Annotated in this window: 20 protein-coding genes; 9 read left to right on the plus strand and 11 right to left on the minus strand. The window is 70.7% G+C overall.

Features of this window, described 5'->3' with window-relative positions:
* The first annotated feature begins 33 nt into the window (after positions 1 to 33).
* The 5 genes from ACH35V_RS04235 (at position 34) to ACH35V_RS04255 (ending at position 5,294) form a co-directional block, all read left to right on the plus strand.
* Complete coding sequence (locus ACH35V_RS04235; RefSeq protein WP_395970183.1) at positions 34 to 1,620, plus strand: ABC transporter substrate-binding protein; 1,587 nt, start codon at positions 34 to 36, stop codon at positions 1,618 to 1,620.
* Between the two features lie 71 nt (positions 1,621 to 1,691).
* Positions 1,692 to 2,489 carry an SDR family NAD(P)-dependent oxidoreductase gene (locus tag ACH35V_RS04240; RefSeq protein WP_395970184.1) on the plus strand — a complete coding sequence of 266 codons (798 nt, stop codon included), beginning with the start codon at positions 1,692 to 1,694 and terminating at the stop codon, positions 2,487 to 2,489.
* 34 nt (positions 2,490 to 2,523) lie between these two features.
* Positions 2,524 to 3,465, plus strand: a complete 942-nt coding sequence (locus ACH35V_RS04245) for a C-terminal binding protein (protein ID WP_395970185.1) — start codon at positions 2,524 to 2,526, stop codon at positions 3,463 to 3,465.
* Between the two features lie 84 nt (positions 3,466 to 3,549).
* Entirely contained in the window at positions 3,550 to 4,482 is a 933-nt protein-coding gene (locus tag ACH35V_RS04250; protein ID WP_395970186.1) for an alcohol dehydrogenase catalytic domain-containing protein, read from the plus strand.
* A gap of 20 nt (positions 4,483 to 4,502) precedes the next feature.
* A complete protein-coding gene (locus tag ACH35V_RS04255; RefSeq protein WP_395970187.1) occupies positions 4,503 to 5,294 on the plus strand; it encodes a hypothetical protein in 792 nt (263 codons plus the stop codon).
* A 67-nt stretch (positions 5,295 to 5,361) separates the two neighbouring features.
* Here ACH35V_RS04255 and ACH35V_RS04260 read toward each other — a convergent pair whose 3' ends face one another.
* From ACH35V_RS04260 to ACH35V_RS04270, 3 genes are all read right to left on the minus strand, one after another.
* Positions 5,362 to 6,129, minus strand: a complete 768-nt coding sequence (locus ACH35V_RS04260) for an IclR family transcriptional regulator (protein ID WP_395970188.1) — start codon at positions 6,127 to 6,129, stop codon at positions 5,362 to 5,364.
* Between the two features lie 105 nt (positions 6,130 to 6,234).
* Complete coding sequence (locus ACH35V_RS04265) at positions 6,235 to 6,960, minus strand: DUF6069 family protein (protein ID WP_395970189.1); 726 nt, start codon at positions 6,958 to 6,960, stop codon at positions 6,235 to 6,237.
* A 5-nt stretch (positions 6,961 to 6,965) separates the two neighbouring features.
* Positions 6,966 to 7,958 (minus strand): RNA polymerase subunit sigma-70, encoded by a 993-nt coding sequence (locus ACH35V_RS04270; protein WP_395970190.1) that lies wholly within the window; start codon positions 7,956 to 7,958, stop codon positions 6,966 to 6,968.
* A gap of 800 nt (positions 7,959 to 8,758) precedes the next feature.
* Between ACH35V_RS04270 and ACH35V_RS04275 the strand changes: the two genes are divergently transcribed.
* The gene (locus ACH35V_RS04275) at positions 8,759 to 9,370 is read left to right on the plus strand and encodes a hypothetical protein (protein ID WP_395970191.1); all 612 of its coding nucleotides are present in this window, start codon (positions 8,759 to 8,761) and stop codon (positions 9,368 to 9,370) included.
* A complete protein-coding gene (locus ACH35V_RS04280; protein ID WP_395970192.1) occupies positions 9,367 to 9,594 on the plus strand; it encodes a hypothetical protein in 228 nt (75 codons plus the stop codon). The genes ACH35V_RS04275 and ACH35V_RS04280 overlap by 4 nt, the downstream gene beginning before the upstream one ends.
* Positions 9,595 to 9,677: 83 nt before the next feature.
* Here the strand turns inward: ACH35V_RS04280 and ACH35V_RS04285 are convergent, their stop codons facing one another.
* Together ACH35V_RS04285 and ACH35V_RS04290 are read right to left on the minus strand one after the other, a co-directional pair.
* Positions 9,678 to 10,106, minus strand: coding sequence for a DUF6463 family protein (locus ACH35V_RS04285; RefSeq protein ID WP_395970193.1), 429 nt, complete (start codon positions 10,104 to 10,106; stop codon positions 9,678 to 9,680).
* A 108-nt stretch (positions 10,107 to 10,214) separates the two neighbouring features.
* The gene (locus ACH35V_RS04290) at positions 10,215 to 10,850 is read right to left on the minus strand and encodes a DUF2867 domain-containing protein (RefSeq protein ID WP_395970194.1); all 636 of its coding nucleotides are present in this window, start codon (positions 10,848 to 10,850) and stop codon (positions 10,215 to 10,217) included.
* A 113-nt stretch (positions 10,851 to 10,963) separates the two neighbouring features.
* Here ACH35V_RS04290 and ACH35V_RS04295 point away from each other — a divergent pair, with 113 nt between their 5' ends.
* Positions 10,964 to 11,614 (plus strand): TetR/AcrR family transcriptional regulator, encoded by a 651-nt coding sequence (locus ACH35V_RS04295; protein ID WP_395970195.1) that lies wholly within the window; start codon positions 10,964 to 10,966, stop codon positions 11,612 to 11,614.
* Positions 11,615 to 11,762: 148 nt separating this feature from the next.
* Here ACH35V_RS04295 and ACH35V_RS04300 read toward each other — a convergent pair whose 3' ends face one another.
* The 6 genes from ACH35V_RS04300 to ACH35V_RS04325 all read right to left on the minus strand — a co-directional run bounded on the left by ACH35V_RS04300 (position 11,763) and on the right by ACH35V_RS04325 (position 17,136).
* Positions 11,763 to 12,908, minus strand: a complete 1,146-nt coding sequence (locus ACH35V_RS04300; protein ID WP_395970196.1) for a sensor histidine kinase — start codon at positions 12,906 to 12,908, stop codon at positions 11,763 to 11,765.
* Positions 12,901 to 13,647 (minus strand): response regulator transcription factor, encoded by a 747-nt coding sequence (locus ACH35V_RS04305; RefSeq protein WP_395970197.1) that lies wholly within the window; start codon positions 13,645 to 13,647, stop codon positions 12,901 to 12,903. Before ACH35V_RS04305 ends, ACH35V_RS04300 begins: the two co-directional genes overlap by 8 nt.
* 78 nt (positions 13,648 to 13,725) lie before the next feature.
* Positions 13,726 to 14,724 (minus strand): D-alanine--D-alanine ligase, encoded by a 999-nt coding sequence (locus ACH35V_RS04310; protein ID WP_395970198.1) that lies wholly within the window; start codon positions 14,722 to 14,724, stop codon positions 13,726 to 13,728.
* A 277-nt stretch (positions 14,725 to 15,001) separates the two neighbouring features.
* On the minus strand, positions 15,002 to 16,162 hold the full coding sequence (gene alr / locus ACH35V_RS04315; RefSeq protein ID WP_395970199.1) for an alanine racemase: 1,161 nt from the start codon (positions 16,160 to 16,162) through the stop codon (positions 15,002 to 15,004).
* Positions 16,129 to 16,809, minus strand: coding sequence for a M15 family metallopeptidase (locus ACH35V_RS04320; protein WP_395970200.1), 681 nt, complete (start codon positions 16,807 to 16,809; stop codon positions 16,129 to 16,131). The genes alr and ACH35V_RS04320 overlap by 34 nt, the downstream gene beginning before the upstream one ends.
* Positions 16,810 to 16,875: 66 nt before the next feature.
* On the minus strand, positions 16,876 to 17,136 hold the full coding sequence (locus ACH35V_RS04325; RefSeq protein ID WP_395970201.1) for a hypothetical protein: 261 nt from the start codon (positions 17,134 to 17,136) through the stop codon (positions 16,876 to 16,878).
* A gap of 489 nt (positions 17,137 to 17,625) precedes the next feature.
* On the opposite strand from ACH35V_RS04325, the gene ACH35V_RS04330 reads away from it, so the two are divergent.
* On the plus strand, positions 17,626 to 18,789 hold the full coding sequence (locus ACH35V_RS04330; protein ID WP_395970202.1) for a serine hydrolase domain-containing protein: 1,164 nt from the start codon (positions 17,626 to 17,628) through the stop codon (positions 18,787 to 18,789).
* The last annotated feature ends 74 nt before the right edge of the window (positions 18,790 to 18,863 follow it).

An 18,863-nucleotide genomic window follows, 5' to 3' on the forward strand; every position in this document is an offset into this window, starting at 1 on the left:
GGGCGTCCGGCCGATCCCCGAAGGAGTATGACCATGACCGACCGGCGCAGACGCGGCGGCACGACCACCCTGGCCACGGCGGCCGGCGCGGCGGTGCTGATGACCGTGACGATGGCGGGCTGCGGGGCGGGAGGCTCGTCGGGCGGGACGCCCCGCTCCGGCGGGACGCTGAAGGTGAGCATGAGCTCCGCCCTGACCGAGCTGGATCCGGCGAAGGGCTCCGCGAACGCGATGGCCCAGGTGGGCGTGGCGATCTACGACACGCTGATGAAGGTGCAGAAGGTCGGCGACAAGCCGACCCCGCACATCGCCAAGTCGCTGACCGCGTCCGACGACCTCAAGACCTGGACGATGAAGCTGCCCGCCGGCGTGCAGTTCAGCGACGGCACCCCGTTCGACGCCGACGCGGTCAAGTTCAACATGGACCGCCACCTCGACCCGAAGACCGCGTCGACGGCGGCGTCGCTGCTGTCGTCGGTGGCGTCGGTGCGCGCGCCGGACGCGGAGACCGTCGTCTTCAAGCTGAAGTACCCGTTCGCGAACTTCCCGTACACGCTGGCGTTCGACGGCTCGGGGACGGCCGGGTACATCGCCTCCCCGGCCGCGCTGAAGAAGTACGGGAAGGACTACACCGCGCACGCCGCCGGCCTCGGGCCGTTCAAGCTGGAGTCGTGGGCGCCGGGCAAGCCGGTGACGCTCGTCCGCAACCCGAACTACTGGAACAAGAACCAGAAGATCCGCCTCGACAAGGTCGTCATCAGCACGATCGCCGACGAGCAGGCGCAGTACCAGGCCCTGCAGTCGGGCACCGTGGACGTCGCGTCCAGCATCGACCCGACGGTCCAGAAGCAGGCCAAGGCGAACAGCTCGCTCAACTACGAGCAGGGCGTCGGCAGCGACCAGAACAGCATCGCGCTCAACATGGACCAGCCGCCGTTCAACGACCCCCGCGCCCGGCAGGCCGTGTCCAAGGCGCTGAACCGGCCGGAGATCGTCGCGCTGACCAAGGAGGGCCTCACCGGCCCGGCGGTCAACCTCTTCCCGAAGGGCGACCCGTTCCACAACCCGGCGGCCGACCCCGGGTTCGACCTCGCGGGCGCGAAGGCGCTCGTCCAGCAGTACGAGCAGGCCACCGGCCGCCCGTTCGAGTTCACCTACACGTGCCGCGCGGTGGTGAACGAGACGCAGGTCATCGAGCGGCAGCTCGCCGCCGCCGGGATGAAGCTCAAGATCGAGATCCAGGAGGGCGCCACCGCGCTGGAGACCTTCTTCGGGCAGAAGTACCAGGCGACCTGCTGGTCGATGGCCGGGTTCCTGACCCCCGACCTGCTGCCGTACCGGTTCTTCCACTCGTCCGGCGACCTCAACAACATGGGCTTCAAGGACAAGCGGTTCGACGCGGCCGCGGACGCGGCGCGCCGCACCGCGGACCCCGCCGAGCAGAAGCGGCTGTGGGCCGAGGCGGACACGGTCCTGGCCGAGCAGCTGCCGTGGGTGTGGACGACGGGGCAGCCCGTCGCCTACATCTCCCGCAAGACCGTGCACAGCCCGGACCTCGACGAGCCGAGCCGGCTGCGCGGGCGGATCGTCGAGTTCGACGACATGTGGCTGTCCAGCTAGCGGCCACGCGGACGCGGACCAACGGCCGGGGCGCGCGGGTGAGCGGCCACGCGGAACGGAAGGGGAGCACAGTGGAGTGGGACGAACGGGTCGGAGTCGTCACCGGCGCCGCCTCGGGCATCGGCGCGGCGACCGCGCGCGAGCTGGCGGCGCGGGGCGCGCACGTCATCGCGCTCGACATCGACGGCGGCGGCCTGGCCGGCGTGGTCCGCGGCATCGAGGACGCGGGAGGCCGGGCCACCGCCCACACGGTGGACGTCTCCGACGCCGCGTCCGTCACGGCCGCCGTCCGGGAGACCGGGGACGACCTGGGGCGCGTCGACATGGTCGTCAACTGCGCCGTCAGTTTCATCGCCAAGGGCCTGGACGTGACGTCCGCCGACTGGGACCGCGTTCTGAGCGTCAACGTCAAGGGCATCTCCAACGTGGTGCAGGCCGCGCATCCCCTGCTGGCCCGCACCGAGGGGGCGGCCATCGTCAACACGGCGAGCATCTCCGCCCACATCGCCCAGCCCGCCCGCTGGACCTACAACGCGACCAAGGCGGCGATCGTCAACCTGACCCGGTGCATGGCCATGGACCTCGCGCCCGACGGCATCCGCGCCAACACCGTCAGCCCCGGCTGGATCTGGACGCCGGAGGTGGCCCGCGCCGCCGACGGCGACCGCGCCAGGTGGGAGCCGGTGTGGGGCAGGTACCACCTGATGCGGCGGCTCGGCGAGCCGGCCGAGGTCGCCAAGGCGATCGCGTTCCTGTGCTCGCCGGACGCGAGCTTCATCACCGGCGCCGAGCTGCCCGTCGACGGCGGCTACCTCGCCATGGGGCCCGAGGGTCTGGGCGAGACCTCCGCCTTCGCCGGCTCCGAATGAATTGGAACGCACCAAGAGTGTGGAAGGAGGGCTGATGTACAACGTCGTGATCACCGACACGAACCTCGGCGACGGCTCCCACGAGCGGGAGGCGCTCGGCGGCGGCCACCGGGTGGCCGCGCACCAGGCCAGGACCGAGGACGAGGTCCTCGCCGTCGCCGCCGAGGCGGACGCGCTGCTCACCCAGTGGGCGCCGATCACGCGGCGCGTCCTGGAAGGGCTGCCGCGGCTGCGCGCCGTGGTCCGCTACGGGATCGGCCTGGACACCATCGACCTCGCCGCGGCCGCCGACCTCGGCGTCCAGGTAGGCAACGTCGACGACTACTGCCTCGCCGAGGTCGCCGACCACGCCGCCGCGTCCATCTACGCCCGCAACCGCCGCCTCACCGAGGGAAGCCGCGGCTACTCCAGCCGCGGCTGGACGACCGAGGGCATCGCCAGGCCGCGCCCGCCGGCCGAGGACCCGGTCGGCATCGCCGGGTTCGGCAGGATCGGCCGCTCGCTCGCCGTCCGGGTCCGGGCGCTCGGGTTCCCCGTGCACGTCTGGGACCCGCTCGTCGAGGACATGCCCGACGACGTGACGGTGTGGCCGACCCTGCCCGAGCTGGCGGCGGCGGTCCGGCACCTGTCGCTGCACCTGCCGTCCACCGCGGAGACGCGCGGGATCGCGGGCCGGGACGTGCTGGCGGCGCTCGGCCCCGACGGTCACCTGGTCAACACGGCCCGCGGCGCCCTCGTGGACGAGGCGGCGCTGCTGGACGTCCTCGACTCCGGCGAGCTGGGCTTCGCCTCGCTGGACGTGCTGTCCTCCGAACCGCCCGAGGACGTCTCCGCCCGCGTCGCGGACCATCCCCGCGTCCTGGTCACCCCGCACATCGCCTACCTGTCCACCCGGTCGCTGCCGCGGCTGCGGGTGCGGGCGGCGGAGAAGGTCCGCGAGCTGCTCGACAGGACGCCCGCACGCGAGGGTGCCTGATTCCCCGCCGGGCCTGATTCCGCGCCTCCGTCACCGCGCCGACTGCCGCCATCGCCCCCACTCCGAGAACGAAGGACGAACACAGTGAAGGCTCTCGTATTCACCGGACCGGGCACGGTCGAACTGCTCGACGTGGACCGGCCCGTCGCCGGGGAGGGCGAGGTGCTCGTCCGGATCGAGGCCGCCGGGATCTGCGGAAGCGAGCTGCACGGCATCCTGCACACCGACTTCCGCAAGCCGCCGCTCATCATGGGCCACGAGCTCGCGGGCGTCACCGAGGACGGCCGGCGCGTCACCGTCAACCCGCTGCTGAGCTGCGGGGCCTGCGACCGGTGCCGCGCCGGCGACGACCACCTGTGCCGGGAGCGCGCGATCCTCGGCATCCACCGCCCCGGCGGCTTCGCCGAGGCCGTCGCGGTGCCGGAGCGGGCGCTGCACGTCCTCGAACCCGGCATGGACGCCGAGGTGGCGGCGATGGTCGAGCCGCTGGCGAACGCGGTGCACGCGCTGCGGCTGGCCGACCCGGCGCCCGGCGCCCGGATCGGCGTCATCGGCGCGGGCACGATCGGGCTGGTGACCCTGCTCGCCGCGCGGGACATCTCCGACCGTGTCGAGGTCTGCGACCTGTCCGAACGGCGGCTGGCGGTCGCCGCGCGCCTCGGCGCGTCCCGCGTCGGCGCGGAGCTCGCCGGGGAGTTCGACGTCGTGATCGACGCCGTCGGCGCGCACGTCACCCACCGGGACTCCGTCCGGCTCCTGCGCCCTGGCGGCACCGCCGTGTGGATCGGGCTGCTCAGCGCCGAGCCGGGCTTCGACGGCCGGCACATCGTGCGGCAGGAGAAGCGAGTCCTCGGCTCGTACTGCTACACCGGCATCGACTTCGCCGCGGCGCTCAAGCTGGCCGGCCGCGTCCCGCTCGACTGGGCCACCTCGTTCAGCCTGGCGGACGGCCCGGAGATCTTCACCGCGCTGATGCGCGGCCGCCAGGACGTCGTCAAGGCGCTCCTGCGCCCCTGAATCGGAGAGGCGAGACGTACATGCGATACGGAGTCAGACTGCTGCATCTCGGCGACGGGGACGTCCCGGGCCCGGAGGTCTACTGGATGTCGGACTGGGATCACTGGTACCGCCTGGCGTTCCAGGCCTTCCTCGTCCAGGGGCCGGGGGTGACCGCGCTGATCGGGACGGGGCCCGCCGAAGACCTCACCCCGATGAACCGGCAGTGGGCGGGCTTCCTCGGCGAGCGCGCGGCGATGCGCCGCGAGGCCGGCCAGTGGCTGCCCGACCAGCTCGCGGCCCTCGGCGTCGACCGGGCCGACGTCACCCACGTCCTGCTCACGCCGTTGCAGCTGTACACCACCTCGAACGTGCCGCTGTTCCCCAACGCCCGGATCGGCCTGACCGAACGCGGCTGGACGCATTTCCACCGCACGCACGCCCATCCGCACGACGACCGCTGGTCGAGCCTGCCCCCGGACGTCCTGGCGTACCTGACCCACGAGGCCTGGGACCGGGTGCGGCTGCTCGCCGACGAGGACGAGGTGGCGCCCGGCCTGCGGACCTGGTGGACGGGCTCCCACCACCGCGCGTCCATGGCCGTCGAGATCGACACCGACGCGGGCGTGGTCACCGTCACCGACGCGTACTTCACCCGCCGCAACCTCGACACCGATCACCCGATCGGGATCTGCGAGAACATCTACGAGGCCCTCGCCGCCCACGCCCGCGTCCGGGACGTCGCCGACCACGCGCTCACCCTGTACGACCCGGACCAGCTCGACCGCTACCCGGACGGAATCGTGGCACCCGCCCCTGTCGCCCGGTCTTAGTGACCGAGCATGCGGCTACGCGGTGAGGACCTGCCGCTGCCGCCGCCCGAACTCGCTGATCGAAACTTCACGTCCCGGGGGAGAACCCGAGCCGGAGCGAGACCGCGGCGGCCTGTTCCAGGACGGCGGCGGTTATCCGTTCGATGAACGCGGGAGACTTGCGGACGTCGGGCACGGACACGCTGATCGCCGCACGGACCTCGCCCTGCGCCCCCCGGATCGGCGCCGCCACGCAGAACACGCCGGGCGTGTACTCGGAGTTGTCTGTCGCGTGCCCGGTCGCCCTGACCGTCTCGATCTCCTTGGCCAGCACCTCGTACGAACCGATGGTCTGGGGGGTGAACCGGGTGAACGTCACGTCCTGGAACCGTTCGCGCAGCCCGGCGTCGGAGAGCCCGCTCAGCAGCGCCTTGCCGACCCCCGTGGCGTAGGCGGGCAGCCGCGCCCCCACCCTGGATTCGAGCCGCAACTGCTGGTCGGAGTCGACCTTGGCCACGTAGACGTTCTCGGTCCCGTCCAGGATCGCGAGCTGGACGGTCTCGTTGAGCAGGTCGCGAAGCGTCTCCATGTAGGGGAGCGCGAGTCTTTCCAGGTCCGAGACCGCCAGGTAGCTCTGCCCCGCCTGCCAGAGCCTGATGCCGACCCGGTAGCCGCGCGTGCGGGGATCCTGGCTCAGGAACCCCCGGGACGTCATCGTGGCCAGCAGCGAATGCGTGCTGCTCTTCGGCAGATCGAGGTGGACGCGGATCTCCGTCAGCGTCAGCCCCTCCGGGTGGTCCGTCAGCAGCTCCAGGATCCGCAGCACGCGATCGGCCGACTTTACCGCCTCACCCATGGCCACCTCGGTTCACATACATGAACAAAAATCTACGTATAAGAACCTTACTCCATCCCCTACCCGCACGCTCGGCCGACTTCCCTGTCCGTGTCCACCGGATCGTCAGTTGGTTCGGGTTCGGAGGGTTCGCGCCAGGGTGGGGATCATCACCGTTGCGGGGACGAGGTGTAGCCCGAGGAGGGCGGTGGTGGTGGCTGTGTTCGCCCCGGAGAGGAGGGGCGGGATCAACGAGATCGCGGTCAGCGGCACCGCCGTCCACACGAATCGCGCGGCGGGGCGGGCGCTCCAGCGAAGAAGGACGGCGGCGATGACGACGCCGACGGCCGAGAAGAAGCCGGTCACCACGGCGAACCCGGACAACGGGATCGTCTCGCCGCCGTCGGGGATCTCGAAGTCGACGCCGACGGCTTGGGCGAGCGCGGCGGCGAGGGTGGCGGCCGTCATCGCCGCGAGGGTGGCGACCAAGCCGACGCTGGCGAGCCTGCGGAATTGGTGGGTGTGGCTAGTCCGGCCTGGGGCGGCCCCGGTTTCGTTCATGTCGTCCTCGATCATCGGGTGACTGGCGTACGGGTGTGTTGACCGGCATGTGACGGTCTTGGCCCTGGGGGTGACGATGCGCACCGTCGCCGTGCGGCGGCCGGGGTTGCGCAGGGCGCGGACGCCGGTGCCGCGGAGCCAGAACCCGGCGTCGCGTCCCAGGACCGGCCCGGGCTCGCCGTCGCGCAGCTCCAGCTGCACCCGCCCTCGGGTGACGACGGCGAACGCGTCACACCACTCGCCGGCGGCCACCGCGACACGCGCGCCACCGCGCAGCGTGAGCGTCCGCACCGGGACTACTCCGCGCTGTCCGCCGGGAGGCGCTCCGGCAGCCCGAGCCGCGGGAACTGGTCGTCGTGGAACGTGGTGATCTCGGTGATCGCCCCGCCGGTGACGCGCAGGACGTCGATCGTCAGCGGCAGGTACGCGCCCTCGCGCCGTTGGTAGAAGGCGACCGCGGGCTGCCGGTTCACCGATGTCAGGACGGCGCGCAGGTGCTCCATGCCCTCAAAGCCGCTCTCGATCCAGTCGCTCACCACCGCGTCGCGGCCGATGTACAGGCCAGGCGTGGGCGGCATCGAGCACCGGACGTCGTCGGCCAGCAGTGCGGCGAGCTCGCCGACGTCGGTGGCCACGCTGGCTTCGGTGTAGCGGCGCACCACCTCGCGCGTCCCGGCGTCCTCCTCGCCGCCGGTCCAGTCCTGCCGCTCGGCGGGCAGATGCTCGCGCATGCCGGCGCGGGCCCGCTGCAGCGCGCTGTTCACGGAGTTGACCGAGTCCCCGAGGAGCTCCGCGACGTCCTTGGCCGGCCAGCCGAGCACGTCCCGCAGGATCAGCACCGCGCGCGGGCGCGGCGCGAGATGCTGGACGGCGACCAGGTACGCCAGCTCGACCGTCTCCCGCGCGACGGCGACGGCCTCCGGCTCGTCCGCCTCACCCGCGGGCAGCTCGTCCAGCAGCCGGTCCGGGTAGGGCTGCAGCCACAGCACCTCGCCGCCGGTCGCGGGCTCCGGGCGGCGCTTGGCGAGCAGGTCCAGGCAAGCGTTGGTGGCGATCCGGTACAGCCAGGCCCGGAACGTCGACCGCCCCTCGAAGGTCTCCCGCCGCCGCCAGGCGCGCAGGAACGTCTCCTGGACGGTGTCCTCGGCGTCCTCGAACGACCCGAGCATCCGGTAGCAGTGCACGTGCAGCTCCCGCCGGTGCCGCTCGGCCAGCCCCGAGAACGCCGGCTCGTCGACCTCGCCCAGCCCGCTCCCGCCCAGCTCCTCCAGCCGCCTGTCCGCAGTCATCACGTCATCCTTCCCGCTTGTCGTGTCCCGTCGTAGGTGTGACGGGGGCGGGCGCGGAAACTCATCACCGGGGGTCGGTCAGCATGTTCGTCCTGCCCGCTGAACCGGACGTGCCCGTTGGGCGAGCGTTCGGCTCTCGACGCGCTGCCTGGCGAGGATGCCGGCCGAGCGCTACCGCTTCTGTGGAGCGCGGATCAGCACGTCCGGCATCGTCCTGCGGTTGGCCCCGACGGAGCGCCATTCCGCCGGATCGGCAGGGGACGGATGCGTTGCACGGCCGGTTCGCCCCGACTCATTTGCAGCGTGTGGAATCACGGTTTCGGATGACGGTGACTTTCGCGGCTGTCGATCCACCTGTGCCTGTCATGTACGCCCCTTCGAAGGTCTTGGCCTGGCCGCACCCCCTGGCGGCGACCACCTCCGTGTGCCTCTGACAAGGGCTGCTGTCGTGATTCTTGTCGTCGGTCAGGGGCGGCGAGCGCAAAGGCCGGGCATGGACAACCTGCCAACCACCGGGCGTGATCCAACGTCCGCCCGCGTTGACCGCAGCTCCGTCCTCGCAGGCGTTTCGGACGCCCATTGCACAACGTTCGGAAGCCAATCGGCCGGTGCTTAGCGCGCTCGGTGCGCCGCGGCGTGCGGGTGCAATGCTGCGTGTTCCCCGGTGCCGTCCTCGAACGGATGGCCTCGGCGGTCTGGGGTGAGCTGCGCAGGGTTAAGTGAAGTCCGAGCTGGCGGCACCTGGTTCTATGTACGCGGGGGCTTTCGCAGGCCGTCCTCTGGTCCGGGAGGATGCTGACATGACCACGCTGGGCGGGCGGCGCGTGTACACGCGCGGCGACCTGATGGAGAGTTATGGGCTGGGGCGTAGCACGCTGGAAAAGTTGTATCGGGAGCGAGACGTCAACGGTCATCCCGAAGCGGTGGGATCGGTCGGCTCGCAGCTTGCGTGGGACTCCGAGGAGTGGGACCGCTGGTACGCGGGGCGTCAGGCGAGCCCGAAGGTTGAGGCCGGTCTGGTCACGCGGGACGAGTTGAGCGCGAGGTTTGGTCTTAGTCGCCATGCGCTCAAGAAGCTGTGGAGCGAGCGCGAGAGCAACGGGCACCCGGACGTCGCCCGCCAGGTGGGTAAGGCTCTCTACTGGGACGAAAAGCAGTGGGCGGCCTGGTACGCGGGCCGCCAGGAGGGCTCCGCTGACGACGGTGATCCCGATGCGTTGGTGACGTTGGCCGAGGCGGCGCGCCTCCTGGGTCTTGCCCAGAGCAGCGTCACCGTTTATGCGAAGCGTCCACCTGCTGGATGGCCCGAACCCGTCCGGCAGGAGGCTCTCGGGGGCGGTCGGGTTCGTCGTTTCTACCGGCGAGGTGACGTACTCGCTTACGGCGAGACCAGGCTTACTCGTCGAACATGATGAGTTCCCAGCCCAGTTCGTCCCAGGTCTCCTTGCGGACTTACCGGCCGATCACCGTGCGGCTGATCCTCGGCATCTGTCCGAACTTCATCGCCCTGCCCTTCCCCGGGCGTCTTGAAGAGCTGATCCGCCGTGCGCTGCGGCAGGTCCCGTCGGACGATCTCGGCTGGTCGGCCGCCGATCCGCTTGCCGATCCTCAAGGTGGCGCGGCGGGCAACGCCTAGCGGCAGCGCGGCCAGCCCTCGCTCCAGGCGGGTCTCGTTCAAGCCGGCAGAACCATCCTGGTGGTCCGGGACGGCGAGATGGCTCAATTGCGACTCGATGGCGTCTTAGAAGCGGTGTCGGCATAGGACGTCGCGTTCTCGCGGCGGCGGGCTCGGCGGGCTCCGGTTACCAGAAGGGCGGCCGCGACCAGGAGGACCAGCAGCGGCGAGGGTCCGTCGGCTACGAAGCCGGCGGCGACCCAAGCGACCATGGCCCACGAGATGAACAGTGGTGGTGTGATGCCGCGGCGGTCCAGCCACAGCACGGTCAGGCCGATGAGGCTCAGCGGTGGTCCGAAGCTGAACACCGTGTACCACCAGGCGACGGTGGCATCGCTCATCTCGGGGTAGTCCCCCAAGTTCCAGACCCCGCCAAACCATGTTCCGGCATGGTCCGGGGCTGCTTCGACGAGGCTGCCCAGCGTGTGCCCGAGTCCGGCGAGGACGATGATCCAACCTGCCCATTTAGCCATCTGATTTCTCCGATCTACTGCGAAGTCGGCCGAGCGGACGATCAGGTACGACTTTTCGTCGGTCGACAGGGACAGCGGCAGTCGCCGCCCCCACAGACCGCGACCAGATCAAAGCGATGGGTTCACCCGCGGCCAGGGCCCTGCCGCGGTGTGCCGGTTCGGGCGGCCATGGTCGAGCCAGGCACGTTCCCATTGGCGGGTCAGTGCCGGGTAGATGACGAGGTACCGGAACGGAAGGATGAAGGCCATATAGAGCCGTCCGAACAGTCCGTTGGGTTTGACCAGTGCCGCCATGCGCAGTTCGTATGCGCCTTCGTTAGTCGGCACCCAGCCGAGGTGCATGATGTCGTGGACGGTCTTGTTGCCCAGTTCGCGGGCCGCTTCGTTGTCGAGCTGGTACAGCTCGGAGAACGGATCGCTGCAGGGGACGGCGTCGTCCGCGGTCTGGGCGAGGTCGCGGGGGAGGCGGTCGCGCAGCGAGGCGACCCGTCCGGCCAGGCCCGCCCTGGGTGTGTCCCAGCCGAGCAGGGCACCGAGCTTCCAGCGCACGGCGAACAGGAATCGGACTGCAGCCGGATCCTTTCGGGTGTCGTAAGCGGTCTTCAGCGCTTCGACCATCACGGGGAAGTCGTCGGGCCCGGCGTCGGGCGCGCGGAAGGACCAGACGTCCTCGATCCGGAAGTCGTGGGTGAACTCGTGGATCCGCCACGGCTGTGCGGTGTGGGCGGCTTTCGGTATTCGCACGGTCATTCCTTCCGAGCCGGTGTGCCCTGTGGGCCGGGTGGGGGTAGGCGGTGGCGGAACCGCTAGTTCCGGAACTGTTGGTTTCGATACCTCTGGTTCCGTATGATGCACCCATGTCCGCTCGAAGGCAAGCTCGCCAGGGGGGCCGCCCCCGAGACAGCCGCGTCGACGACGCCATCGCCTCCGCCGTCCAACAGCTGCTGACCGAGGTGGGATACACCCGGCTCACGATGGCCGAGGTGGCCGCGCGGGCGGGCGTGGGCAAGGCGGCGATCTACCGGCGCCACGCCACCAAACAAGAGATGATCTTCGACGTCCTGCTGCCGGACCGGTTCCTGGCCGTGGCGCCCGACCGCGGATCGCTCCGCGCCGACCTGGCCGCCGTGCTCGCCGAGATCGCGGACGCCATGGCCTCTCCTCCGCCGGGGACGGTCCCCGGCCTGCTGGCCGACATCCACGCCGACCCCGCACTCCAGGACCGGTTCGACGAGAGATACCTGGGAGCCCAACGCCAGACTCTCGTGGAGATCCTGGACCGCGCGGCCGCACGCGGCGAACTCACCACCCGCCCCGACCCAGCCGCCCTCAACGCCCTGCTCGTCGGCCCCGTCTTCGCCTGGCTGTTCCTGCTGTCCGAATCCCCTGACCAGCTCCCCGTCCTGACCGCCGCACTGCTCGACGCGATCCTCGCCCTCACCACCACCGAGCCTCCCCCACCCCAAACACCTGAGGCCGCAAGTCGCGTCCGTCGACCCGACCGGTGACGGCACCTGCGTCCTTTGGAGGATCCTGAACGTTGTCGTCGCCTTGAGCGTGGTCGCCGTCGCGGCCTACCGGGACCCGGAGGTCGTAGCCACGATTGGCGCGGCCTGCGCGGTGATTTTCGATGCGTCCGCGATAACCCGGCTCCGGTCAGCCATGGACGGGCTGGGTGGGGAGGTGGATGGTGACGATGAGCCCGCCGCTGGGGCGGGGGGTGAGGTCGAGGGTTCCGTGGTGGGCTCGGACGATGCTGTTCACGATGGCCAGTCCGAGGCCGACGCCGGCGTGCTGGCCGGTGCCCGCGTGCTGGTCCGTGCGGGTGCGCTGGGTGCCGCGTTGGAAGGGCTCGGTGAGGGTCGGTATCAGGTCGGGTGGGAGCAGGTGCCCGGTGTTCTCGACCTGAAGGACGCTGCTGTGCTGCAGCGATGCGGTGTGGATGGTGACGGTGCCGCCGGTGGGCAGATTGTGGACGATGGCGTTCTGGACGAGGTTCGTCACCATCCGCAGCAGGAGTTCGGCGGAGCCGAGGGCCTGTGCCGGGTGGCCGGTGACGGTGAGGGTGATCTCGCGCTGTTCGGCGAACGGAAGCAGCGTCTCGGCCGCCTGTTCGGCGAGCAGGGACAGGTCGACGGGCTCGCGCGTGAAGTTGTGGCGGTCGCTGCGGCTGAGCAGCAGGAGCGCTTCGGTGAGGTGGATCGCCCGGCTGTTGACGGTGTAGAGGCGTTCGATGAGTTCGGTCCGGTCGCGGGCGGGGTCGGTGCGGGCGACGTCCAGGAGCGTCTGGGAGATGGTCAGCGGGGTGCGCAGCTCGTGGGACGCGTTGGCGGCGAAGCGTTGCTGTTCGGTGATGTGGGACTCGAGTTGCCCGAGCATGGTGTCGAATACGTCGGCGAGTTCGCGGAATTCGTCGTTCGGGCCCTTCATGTCGATCCGGTGGGCGAGGGATCCGGTGGCGGCCCGCCGTGCCGCATCGGTGATCTGGGTGAGGGGTGCGAGCATCCGGCCGGCGAGGATCCAGCCTCCCAGCAGGCCGAACACCAGGAGGAAGCCCAGCGCCTGGGCCGCGCGGGGCACGAAGGCGCGCTGCAGGTCGGAGCGGTTGGGGACGAACGGTTGCGGCTCCAGGGGCCAGCCGCCCCCGCCGCCCCTGGGCCCGTTCACGATCGTGCCGTCGGGGACGTAGCGGAGCAGGAACACCCAGACCACGGCCAGCAGCAGTGCACCGGCCACCATGAGGAAGCCGGCGTAGCTGAGGGTGAGCTTCAGCCGGGTGCTGAGCCCCGGGCGCCTATTCATCAGCGCCGCCAGGTCCGCTGTTCGGGTCGGGGTTGGGGTCCGGGTCGGGGGAGGGGTCGGCGCCAGGGGCGGCGGCGGCGTCGGGGGCGATGCGGTAGCCGACGCCGGGGACCGTGGCGATCAGCCAGGGTTCCCCGAGGCGCTTGCGCAGCGCCGACACGGTGATGCGGACGGCGTTGGTGAAGGGGTCGGCGTTGGCGTCCCAGGCCCGCTCCAGGAGTTCTTCGGCGCTGACCACACCGCCCTGGGCGGAGATCAGGACTTCGAGCACGGCGAACTGCTTGCGGGTCAGCGCGACGTAGCGTCCGTCCCGGAAGACCTCCCGGCGGAACGGGTCCAGCCGCAGGCCCGCGATCTCCAGGACCGGAGGACGGGCGTGCGCGCGCCGCCGGTCCAGTGCCCGCAGCCGCAGCACCAGCTCGCGGAGCTCGAACGGCTTGGTGAGGTAGTCGTCGGCCCCGAGCCCGAACCCCGACGCCTTGTCGTCGATCCGGTCGGCGGCGGTGAGCATCAGGATCGGGATGCCGCTGCCGGACGCCACGATCCAGCGGGCGATCTCGTCGCCGGAGGGGCCGGGGACGTCGCGGTCCAGCACCGCCAGGTCGTAGGAGTTGACGGCGAGCATTTCCAGCGCGGTGTCGCCGTCCCCGGCGATGTCGGCGGCGATCGCCTCCAGCCGCAGCCCGTCACGGACGGCCTCGGCCAGGTAGGGCTCGTCCTCCACGATCAGCACACGCATCTCCGCAGGGTATGCAACGCGACCTATCGCCGACGTATGCGAACGGACGCGCCCCGTGGCCCCCGTGGCTCCGGCCTCTCAGGGGCCGGGATTGTGGGGCTGTCCGGGCACGGTGGCGGCGTCGACGAGGTGTGCGACCAGTTGCTCGTAGGACAGTCCGGCGGCGGCGAACATTCTGGGCACCTGGGACTCGGCCGTCATTCCCGGCATGGTGTTGACCTCGTTGAGGACGGGCCCGCGGCCGGTGAGGAAGAAGTCGATGCGGGCGACACCGGCGCAGCCGAGCGCGTCGAACATCCGCAGCGCCGCCTCGGTCAGGGCCGCGCGGTCCGCGCCGTCGATGTCGGCGGGGACGCTGAACCGCGCCGAACCGTCGTACTTCGCCCGGGTGTCGAACAGGCCGTCGGCGTGGATCTCCAGCGGCGGAGCCGCCCATCGACGGCCGTCGGCCTCACGCAGGACGGCCACATCGATCTCGCGGCCCACGACGACGTCCTCGATCAGGATCCGTTCGTCGAACCGCGCCGCGCGACGCAGCGCCTCCCGCAGCTGGGAGGCGTCGCGTGCCAGTGCGACGCCGAAACTCGACCCGGCCGAGGCCGGTTTCACCACCGCATCGGTCTCGAACTCGATGTCCTTGATCTCCGCCGCCGTGACCAGGCGGCCGGGGGCGGTGCGGATGCCGGCGTCCTCCGCCACGAGCTTGGTCGCCCACTTGTCCATGCCGAGCGCACCGGCGCGCAGGTCCGAGCCGACCATCGGTTTGTGAGCCAGGGCGCACAATGCCGCGAGGGTCCCGTCCTCGCCGGACGGGCCGTGGACCGCGGGGAAGACGACGTCGGCACGTTCGATGACGTCCAATGCCGCCGCCAGGGAAGGGATGGCCTTTGTTCCGAGCGCGTCGGTTCCTCGCCACCATGTGCCGTCGCGGCCGATGGTCAACTCGTCCACGTCGAACCCGCCGGAACACAGCGCCTTCGCCACCGCCGCGGCAGTGGCGAGAGAGACGTCGTGCTCGGCATTCGCCCCACCACCGATCACCACAATTCGCCGCATCCCGCCGGCCCCCCCTTTCACACCACGCTCCTCTTTCATCTCGCGCTTCCACTTCCCTTCCATCCCGCACGCCCCCTGCATCCCGCGCTCCCGTTCGTCCCGGGCTCCCGTTCGTCCCGGGCTCCCGTTCGTCCCGGGCTCCCGTTCGTCCCGGGCTCCCGTTCATCCCGCGCGCCCCTTTCATCCCGCGCGCCCCCTTCATTCGCGCGCCCCCTTCATTCGCGCGGCCCTTCATCCCGCGCCGCGCCCTTCGAGTCGTGCGCACTCCTAGCCGTGGTCCCGTTCATGCGGCCTCTCTTTATGCGGTGCTCCGTTTCACGCGCGAGCCGATGCCGGTGACGATGGTGTGCGGGATGGTTCCGGACCAGCGCGCCCAGTCGCCGATGGACGGGGTCGCGCCCCCGTCCGGGCCGAACACGGTCGCGGACGTGCCGGTCGGGAACGCCACGGCACCGGTGTCGATCACGATCTGGTCCATCGAGACGCGTCCGACGACCGGGAAACGGCGCCCGCCGATCTCGACGCCGGCCTGGGGCGAGCACTCTCGCGGGATCCCATCCGCGTAGCCGATGGGCAGGACGCTCAAATGGGTGACCCGATCGGTGACGTACGCACCGCCGTAGCCGACCGGCGTGCCCGCCGGGACCTCCGACGTGTGGACGATCGGTGCGGTCAGACGGGACGCGCCGTGCATCTCCACCGTCCCGGAAGGATCGATTCCGACCAGTCCGGCCCCGACGCGGACCATGTCGAAATGAGTCGCCGGATCGGTCAGCGCCCCCGACGTGGCCGCGAGATGGACCGGCGGCGAACCGAGCCCCGCCGCCCGGACCGCCCGCCGCGCCGCCCGCATACCGGTGACCGCCCCCGCGTTCGCCACCGGATCGGCCTGGTCGGCCAGCGCCAGATGCCCCATCACGCCCACGACGCGGACTCTCCGAGCCCGCTGACCACGCTGAGCCAGGCCGATCAGCTCGTCCCAGGCCGCCCGGGGGCAGCCGCCGCGGGACATGCCGGTATCCATATGGAGATGGACCCGCAGCGTCGGCGCGGTCTGCGTGAGCAGTGCGTCGAGCTCGTCCACCGATCCGACCGCGACATCGACCCCGGCGGCCACCGCCGCCTCGGCATCGATCCCGGACGGGTGCAGCCACGTGAGGATCGGCACCGCCAGACCGGCGGCACGCAACACCGAAGCCTCCGTGACACTCGTCGTCCCGAGCCATCCGGCACCGGCGGCGGCGGCGGCCCTGGCGACGCGGACGGCGCCGTGGCCGTAACCGTCGGCCTTGACCACGGCCATGATCGTGCTCCGGGTCCGCGTACGGACCCTGGCCACGTTCGCGGTCACCGCCACGGGCAGCGTCTGCAACGTCGGCGGCCGAAATGTACCTGAACGACGCTCAGGCGCGACCGAGACACGATTCACGGACGCATCCCCGGGCCTTCGGACATCCACGAGCAACGGCCGTCGACGGCATCGGGACGCGTTTCGTCAGGCCACGTCTCATTGCAATACCCCTGAGACTGCCGCCCGTATGCGGCACCGTGCCCGTACAGCCAACCCGCCGCGTCCGGATGCGGCAGCCGGACCGGCTCCACCGTCCGGTACTCGAAATGCCACCACTCGTTGTCGTAGACGCGGTAAAGCCCGTACCGTCCACCGTGCTGTTCGAGCCATCGCGCGCCCTCGGTCGGCCGGACGTCGAGCGCGAGCCCCCGCACATGACCGGACTCCTCCGGCGGCAGCACCCGGCGCCGCGCAGCGGACACCGAGCCGGTGCGCCGCACCTCCGCCATGAAAATCCGGCGCTGCTCCGCCGCGTCGCGATATCCCGAGGTCAGACCGATCAGCTGCCCGTCCCGCCAGAACGCCTCGGCCCGCGCGTGCTTGAACGCCGCCAGCGTCTCCGGTGCCAGCCCGCGGAGATCCTCGGCGGGGTAGCGCAGGCTCAACGCCCATTGGCAGGCCAGGAAGCGGGCTCGGCCCGGTGCGCGGCAGGAGGCGATCGGCACCAGCAGCACCGCGACGAGCCGGGTGACGGTCGCAAGGACGCGCGCCTTGATCGCCGAGCGTGGCGGTGACGTTGATGCGCTGTGGTCCATGCCTCCACTGAAGACGGGACGCTGTTGCGGTGGCGTATCCGATTTTCGATACGCCCGCGATACAGCTCAGACGTGGTGGGTGTCGCCGGTCAGGCCGCCGGCGGCGGGGGTGAGGCACCGGGCCAGGACCTCGACGGCGGCGCCAGCGTCACGCCCGAGTGCGGCCTCCTCAAGTCGGCCGGGCTCGCTGACGCCGTCGCGGTCGGGGACGCGGAGCGCCGAGAGGCGATCCCGGTCGAGGTCGGTTTCCAGCCCCCGCAAGCCAAGGCGCGCCATGCTCTCGCAGGTGCGCACGCACCCCGGGCCGGTGCCGAGCTCAGCGGCCATGGCCGGGGATTTGCGGGAACAGGCGGCCCACGGCCCGTCGACTCCTCCAGAGATTCCACCCAGCGGCGACGGTTCTGCGGCCGGCTCCGCCATCCACTTGGGCAGATCCGCCTAGACCTTCCGGTGGTGCGCGTCCCGCCGCCGCGGTTCCGGGTGTTCACCGTCAGGCAGATGTGCGGGCGTGAAGGTGACGTGACGGGGAGCTCGTCCTGGAGGCTCGGCAGTGCGAAGGGCACCGAAGAGTCGCTTCAGCGCCTGCGGTAGTAGCTCGGGATCTCGCGATCATCAGCGCCGGGACCATCTCGCTGCCGGCGTGCGCCGGTGCCTTGATGCCGGGAATGCCGGGGATTGGGGTGTATCGCGGGCGTATCGAAAAGCGCATACGCCACCGCAACAGCCTCCCCACTTCAGTGAAGGCATGGACCACAGCAGGCCATGCCGAGGGCATGGCGCCCCGGTTCGGAAGGTGATCACGAAACGGAGCGCGTCGTGTCATACCTGAACGTTCGTTCGCCGCTGACGAGGGCCGGTCTGGCCGCCGGTGTCGCCATGGCGATCATGGCCCAGGCCGGGCCTGCCACCGCCGCCCCAGCGCGGGCCGGGAACGTGCAGAAAGCGATGGAGAAGCTGGCCACGGCGCCAGGGGTTGTAGGGGCCGTCGGCGGTGCTTACGTCGACGGGGAGCCCGTCGGGCTGGGCAGCGGGGGCTCCCGGTTCCTGGGCGGCGGAGGCGGGCGGATACCCGCGAACGCTCGCTTCCGGATCGGCTCCCAGACCAAGCAGATGGTGGCCACCGTGGTGCTGCAACTGGTCGAGGACGGCAGGTTGGGCGTGGACGACAAGCTCGGCGACCTGCTACCGGTGGTGCGGGACAAGGATCTGGTGGAGCGGGCCGACGAGATCACGGTACGGCAGATGCTCCGGCACACGTCCGGCATTCCCGACTGGTACGCCAGCAAGCCGAACCCTGACGGGAGCGAGGGAGAAGACCCCTCGTTCGACGTGTTCGACTTCACGACCCACTATCGGCCGCTGGATCTGGTGAAGTGGAGCCGCGACCGTCCCCGCACTGGGCAACCGGGCGAGAAGTGGTCCTACTCCAACACCAACTACACCCTCCTCGGCATGATCATTGAGAGGTTGACCGGCCACGACCTGGCCGCCGAGCTGCACAGGCGCCTGTTCGGCCCGCTCGGGATGACCAAGACCTACCTCCCCGTCAAGCCGCCGGAGGGGATCAAGGGACCGCACGGCCACGGCTACTACCCCGACGCCAACGGCAGGCTGCGCGACGTGGACCGGCTCAACGCCAGCATCGCCGGGGCGGCTGGAGGAGTGGTCTCCACCGCGCACGACGCCAGCGCCTTCCAACGGGCGTTCGCCCAGGGCAAGCTGCTGCCGCCGGAACTCCAGCGAGTCCTGACCGACCGACTGCCCGGTCACCCGCAGACCCTGGGCAAAACCCGCAGCTCTTGCGGCGACGATCTCTACATCATGGGCGGGACCGCCCCCGGCTTCCTCGCCATGACCTTCTACTCAGAAGACGGTCGCCGCCAGCTCTCGATGTCGGCCACCCTGAGCGGCAAGGACACCGCCGGGGCGGGCCAAGCGATGGGCAAGGCCATGGAGACGATCTTCTGCCCATCCTCGTAGCGGCGCCCCGGGGCTGTGAGGCACTCCCTCGTTCGTCTGCTGTACTTGACGTTCAATTCGCGTCCTGGGCTGGT

The sequence above is a fragment of the Actinomadura sp. 1N219 genome, from assembly GCF_044326405.1.
Taxonomy (GTDB): Bacteria; Actinomycetota; Actinomycetes; order Streptosporangiales; family Streptosporangiaceae; genus Spirillospora.